Below are 4,567 nucleotides of genomic sequence, written 5' to 3' on the forward strand. Positions count from 1 at the left end.
GGTGCCGGGTGCCGTCGAGGTGGGCGGCGGCGCGTTCGCCGGCGCGCCGGACGTCCACGACGACCGGAGCCGGGCACCTCCCGCTCCACCAGCTGCACCGCCGCAGCGGCGAACTGCCGGCCGACCGCCCGGTCTGGGTGCACTGCGCGGGCGGCATGCGGGCCGGTATCGCGGCCTCGCTGCTGGACGCCGCCGGGTTCGAGGTGATCGCCGTCGACGACGCGTTCGGCGCGGCCGCCGAGGCCGGCCTCGCGGTCGTCACGCCCGCCCCGTCCGCCCCGGCCACCGCGTCCGCCTGACCGCGCGCCCTCGCACCACCGCACCGCCCCGTACCGCCGCACCATCGCAGGAGCACCGCCATGCACCACCCCATCCGCCGTGGCCGCCGAATACCCGCGCGCCCCGGGGAACGCCCGGAGCCGGGAGGCCGTCCGCACCTCGGGGAGCACCCGGCCCCCGCCACCGGCCCGGTCCCGCCGCCGACCCCGGCGGTTCCCGGGGCCGCCCACCGCGGCGGCGACCGTCCCGCAGCGCCGTCTGCCGCGCCGTCCGCCGCGCCGTCCGCCGCAGCCGCCCACCGCGCCCGCGCCGTCCCGGTCGGTGACCACCCCGGGCGGGCCGGATGACCACCCTGCTGCTGGCGCTCGCCGCCGGGGCGGTGGTCGGGCTGGTCCTCGGCGGGCTCGGCGGGGGCGGGGGCATCCTCGCCGTCCCCGCGCTGATCTACCTGCTCGGGCTGACCCCGGCCGCCGCCACCACCGCCGGCCTGCTGATCGTCCTGGCGACCTCGATCTCCGCGATCGTCGCCCACACCCGGGCCCGCACCATCCGCTGGCGCACCGCCCTCGCCTTCGCCGCCGCCGGACTGCTCCCCGCCGCACTGGCCGGCGCGGCCGCCGCCCGGCTCCCGCAGACGTTGCTCACGGCGGCCTTCGCCCTGGTCGCGGCCCTCGCCGCGGTCCGGATGCTGCGCGGACCCCGGCCGGTCGAGCCGGCCGGGAAGTCCCGCGCTTGGCGTCCGGCCGCCACCGGGGCCGGGCTGGGCGCGCTGACCGGGCTGCTCGGCGTCGGCGGCGGGTTCCTGGCGGTGCCGGCCCTGGTCGGCGCGGTCGGGCTCTCGATGGAGGCGGCGGTCGGCACCAGCCTGCCGGTCATCGCCGTCAACGCCTCCGCCTCGCTCGCCACCCGGGGCGGCGGCGCCGCCGGGCTGGACTGGGCGGTGATCGCCCCGTTCACCGCCGCCGCCGTGCTCGGCGCCTGGGACGGCAAACGGCTCGCCGCCCGCCTCTCCGGCGCCGTCCTCCAGCGGACCTTCGCCGTCCTGCTGCTCGCCGTGGCCGCCGTGATGGCCGCGGACGCCGTGCTCTGACCCCCCACCTCCCTCCCCCCACGAAAGGCTCCCCCCATGACCACCCCCACCGCCCTCACCCCCGCCCAGGCGCACCCGCGCCTCGCCACGCTCACCGTGGTCGACGTCCGCACCCCGGGCGAGTACGCCGCCGGGCACGTCCCCGGCGCCCTCAACATCCCGCTCGACCGGCTGCGGGACGCCCTCCCCGCGCTGCGCACGGCCGCCGCGCGCGGCGAACTCCTCGTCGTCTGCGCCTCCGGTGCCCGCTCCGGCCGGGCCTGCGCGGACCTGGCGGCGGCGGGCATCCCGGCCGCGACGCTGCTCGGCGGCACCACCGCCTGGGCGGCCGCCGGACACGAGGTCCAGCGGCCCGAAGGCGCCCCGGCTCGTACGGTGTGGGCGATGGACCGCCAGGTCCGCTTCGCCGCCGGCGCCCTCGTCCTGGCCGGCCTGCTCGCCGACCTCGCCCTCCCCGGCACCCGCTGGCTCGCGGCGGCCATCGGCGCGGGCCTGGTCCTCTCGGCGGTCACCGACACCTGCGCGATGGGCGCCCTGCTGGCCCGCCTCCCGCACAACCGCCCGCGCGGCGTCCGGGCCCCCGACCTCGCCACCACCCGCCGCCCGTAGCGCGCGGCCGATGCGCAGCACCTCGGAGTACCCCGCCCGGGCGGGGTACTCCGAGGGCCGTGTGCGGTGCTGTCTACGCCTTCGGGGGGTTGCCCTCGCGGCCCCAGCGGGTGGCCCAGTAGCGGTCGCGGAGCGGGATATAGGCGTTGAAGGCCTGCTGGGCCTCGTTCTCGGCGGCACGCAGCTGTGGCGAGATGGCCGCCGGGTCGCCCGGTCCGAGGGGGTCGACCGGGCCTCGCAGCTCAGTGACCGCGTCCTGGGCGCGGCCGATGCGGGCCAACGCCTCCTTGTACTCCTGCTCCAGCTGCTCGAACTCCATTGCTGCCATGGGCTTTCGGCTCCCCTCGCCGGTCGGTGTCCGGCTGACAGTAGCCGGTCGGATGCCCGGACTGTCGGTGGCTCCGGGTAGCCTCGACGGTTCGGGTGGAAGCGCGTGGCGGCGGGTGGCAACGGGTGGCAGGCGGGAAACGGTGAGCGTGGGTGCGGTCGGCGGGTGGGTGTCCACCGGGTTGCAGTGGCGGGACGGGCGGGCCGTGCTGAGTGCCGTGCTCGGGCGGCGGGTGCACGAGCGGTCGGTGGTGCCGGGGGCCGAGGTCGGCTGGCTGCTCGCCGGTCCGCGCCGCTGCACCGGGGCCTGGCTGGTGGGGCAGGACGAGCGCACGCCGTGCCCGCACCACGCGGTGATCGAGCCGGACGGCGGGGCCGTGCAGTGCACGTCCTGCCAGAGCGTGGACCGGGGGCTGGCGCTGGCCCGGGACCAGATCCTCGACGACGGCCGCACCTACCGGCTGTACCTCGCCTGGTTCGGCGCGGGCCTGCTGAAGGTCGGTCTGACCGCCGAGCAGCGCGGCACCAGTCGGTTGCTCGAACAGGGCGCGCTGGCCTGGACCTTCGCGGCCCGGGGCGCGCTGCCCGCCGTCCGCCGGGCCGAACTGACGGTCGCCGCCTCCGGGTTGGCCCGGGAGCGGTTCACCAGCCGGGCGAAGCTGGCGCACTGGTGGGAGCACGGCGACGCCGACCACCGCCGCACGCTGCTCACCGAGGCGCGGGTCCGGGCGCACGAGCTGCTGCGCGGGCACGGCGTGGAGCTGCTGGCCGACCACCCGGTCACCGACCAGGTCGCGGTCTTCGGCCTGACCGGCGGCGCTCCCGCCGTCTACCGGAAGGTCGACGCGCTGGCCGACGGCGCGGTGCTGGCGGGGCGGCTGCGCCCGCCGATCGGCCGCCATCTGCTGCTCGACCAGCCGGACGGCGGTGAGCCGCTGCTGCTGGACACCCGCGCGCTGACCGGGTGGACGCTGGCCCCGGCGGTGGGCCGTCCGTCCGCGGGGCTGACGCTGACCCGGCGGGAGCGCCCGGCCGAGCCGGACACCCAGGAGGCGCTCTTCTGACCCCTGCCGAGTGAGACTCCCGGGCGGTTGCATAAAAAAACCGGTAGCGCCTAGGCTCGACCCTGCCTGGTTTCACTTTGCTACCGCATGGCCGTGCCACCGCACGGCTCGGAGAGGCCCGCCATGATCGCCGCCCATGAGACCTTCGACGGCACCTTCCCCTACCGCCCGCACTTCAGCACCGCCCCCGGCTTCCGGATGCACTACGTCGACGAGGGCACCGGTCCGACCGTCCTCTGCCTGCACGGCGAGCCCACCTGGGGCTATCTCTTCCGGGACATCGTGCGCCGGCTCGCGCCCACCCACCGGGTCCTCGTCCCCGACCACATGGGCTTCGGCAAGAGCGAGACGCCCGCCGACCGCGACTACCGGCTCCAGGACCACGTGGACAACCTGGAGGCGCTCGTCCTCGACCTCGGCCTGCGCGGGATCACCCTCCTGCTGCACGACTTCGGCGGGCCGGTCGGGATGGGACTGGCGGCCCGCCGGCCGGAGCTGATCTCCCGGGTGGTCAGCGTCAACGGGCCCACCCCGTTCGGCCAGCCCGGCCTCGGCGAGGCACTGGCGGCCAACGCCGCCGACTCCCCGTGGTTCCGCTGGATCGCCCGGGCGCACGCGGACAGCACCCTGGACACCGTCCTCGGCGCGCTGGACTTCACCATCCTGAGCACCCTGCGGCTCAACGGCTTCACCGATCCCACGGTGCTCACCGACACCTGGCTGCGCGCGTACGGCGCGCCGTTCCCGACCCCGGCCGAGAGCGCGGGAGCGATCGGCTGGGCGAAGGGCTTCGCCACCGGCGCGCACCGCTTCGAGGCGCCGGACGGACCGGCCCGCGCCGCGCTGGCCGCCGTCCCGGCGCTGGCCCTGTGGGGCACCGCCGACCGCACGCTCGACGCCCGGCACTTCCTGCCGCTGTTCCGCGAGGCCTTCCCGGACGGCCGGGTGGTCGAGCTCCCGGGCGTCGGCCACTACAGCCCGGAGGACGCCCCGGACGCCGTCGCCGACCACCTCGTCCGCTTCCTGGCGGAGACCGGCACCCCGGCCTGAGGGCCGCCTACGCCAGCTTGCCGCGTACGCCGCCCGGGCCGGACCGCGCGCGGCGGGACTGCGGTGGGCGGGAGGGCCGGACGTCCGAGCGGGCCCTGGGCTCGTCGGCGCCGGCCGCACCGGCCGCCGCCCGCGCGGCCGCGAGCGC

5 protein-coding genes and 1 pseudogene are annotated in these 4,567 nt (G+C 77.6%); 5 read left to right on the forward strand and 1 reads right to left on the reverse strand.

Going from position 1 to position 4,567, the window contains the following annotated elements; translation table 11 throughout:
• The 3 genes and pseudogenes from AB0N76_RS39245 to AB0N76_RS39255 all read left to right on the forward strand — a co-directional run.
• Positions 1-299 (forward strand): annotated as a pseudogene (locus tag AB0N76_RS39245) (hypothetical protein); the annotation flags it as partial.
• Positions 300-622: 323 nt separating this feature from the next.
• Positions 623-1,369, forward strand: a complete 747-nt coding sequence (locus tag AB0N76_RS39250) for a sulfite exporter TauE/SafE family protein (RefSeq protein WP_363565645.1) — start codon at positions 623-625, stop codon at positions 1,367-1,369.
• A gap of 36 nt (positions 1,370-1,405) precedes the next feature.
• Positions 1,406-1,978 carry a rhodanese-like domain-containing protein gene (locus tag AB0N76_RS39255; RefSeq protein ID WP_363565646.1) on the forward strand — a complete coding sequence of 191 codons (573 nt, stop codon included), beginning with the start codon at positions 1,406-1,408 and terminating at the stop codon, positions 1,976-1,978.
• A gap of 73 nt (positions 1,979-2,051) precedes the next feature.
• On the opposite strand, the gene AB0N76_RS39260 is transcribed toward AB0N76_RS39255, so the two are convergent.
• Complete coding sequence (locus tag AB0N76_RS39260) at positions 2,052-2,306, reverse strand: hypothetical protein (protein ID WP_363565647.1); 255 nt, start codon at positions 2,304-2,306, stop codon at positions 2,052-2,054.
• A 142-nt stretch (positions 2,307-2,448) separates the two neighbouring features.
• On the opposite strand from AB0N76_RS39260, the gene AB0N76_RS39265 reads away from it, so the two are divergent.
• Entirely contained in the window at positions 2,449-3,369 is a 921-nt protein-coding gene (locus AB0N76_RS39265) for a DUF2797 domain-containing protein (RefSeq protein ID WP_363565648.1), read from the forward strand.
• A gap of 123 nt (positions 3,370-3,492) precedes the next feature.
• Positions 3,493-4,419, forward strand: coding sequence for an alpha/beta fold hydrolase (locus AB0N76_RS39270; protein WP_363565649.1), 927 nt, complete (start codon positions 3,493-3,495; stop codon positions 4,417-4,419).
• Positions 4,420-4,567 lie beyond the last annotated feature (148 nt).

Origin of the sequence: Kitasatospora sp. NPDC093806 (assembly GCF_040683335.1) — a bacterium.
In the GTDB taxonomy this organism is placed as follows: domain Bacteria; phylum Actinomycetota; class Actinomycetes; order Streptomycetales; family Streptomycetaceae; genus Kitasatospora.

Coding starts and splice junctions, on each gene's coding strand:
- AB0N76_RS39250 (WP_363565645.1), top strand. CDS start 623: ATGACCACCCTGCTGCTGGCGCTCGCCGCCGGGGCGGTGGTCGGGCTG.
- AB0N76_RS39270 (WP_363565649.1), top strand. CDS start 3,493: ATGATCGCCGCCCATGAGACCTTCGACGGCACCTTCCCCTACCGCCCG.
- AB0N76_RS39255 (WP_363565646.1), top strand. CDS start 1,406: ATGACCACCCCCACCGCCCTCACCCCCGCCCAGGCGCACCCGCGCCTC.
- AB0N76_RS39260 (WP_363565647.1), bottom strand. CDS start 2,306: ATGGCAGCAATGGAGTTCGAGCAGCTGGAGCAGGAGTACAAGGAGGCG.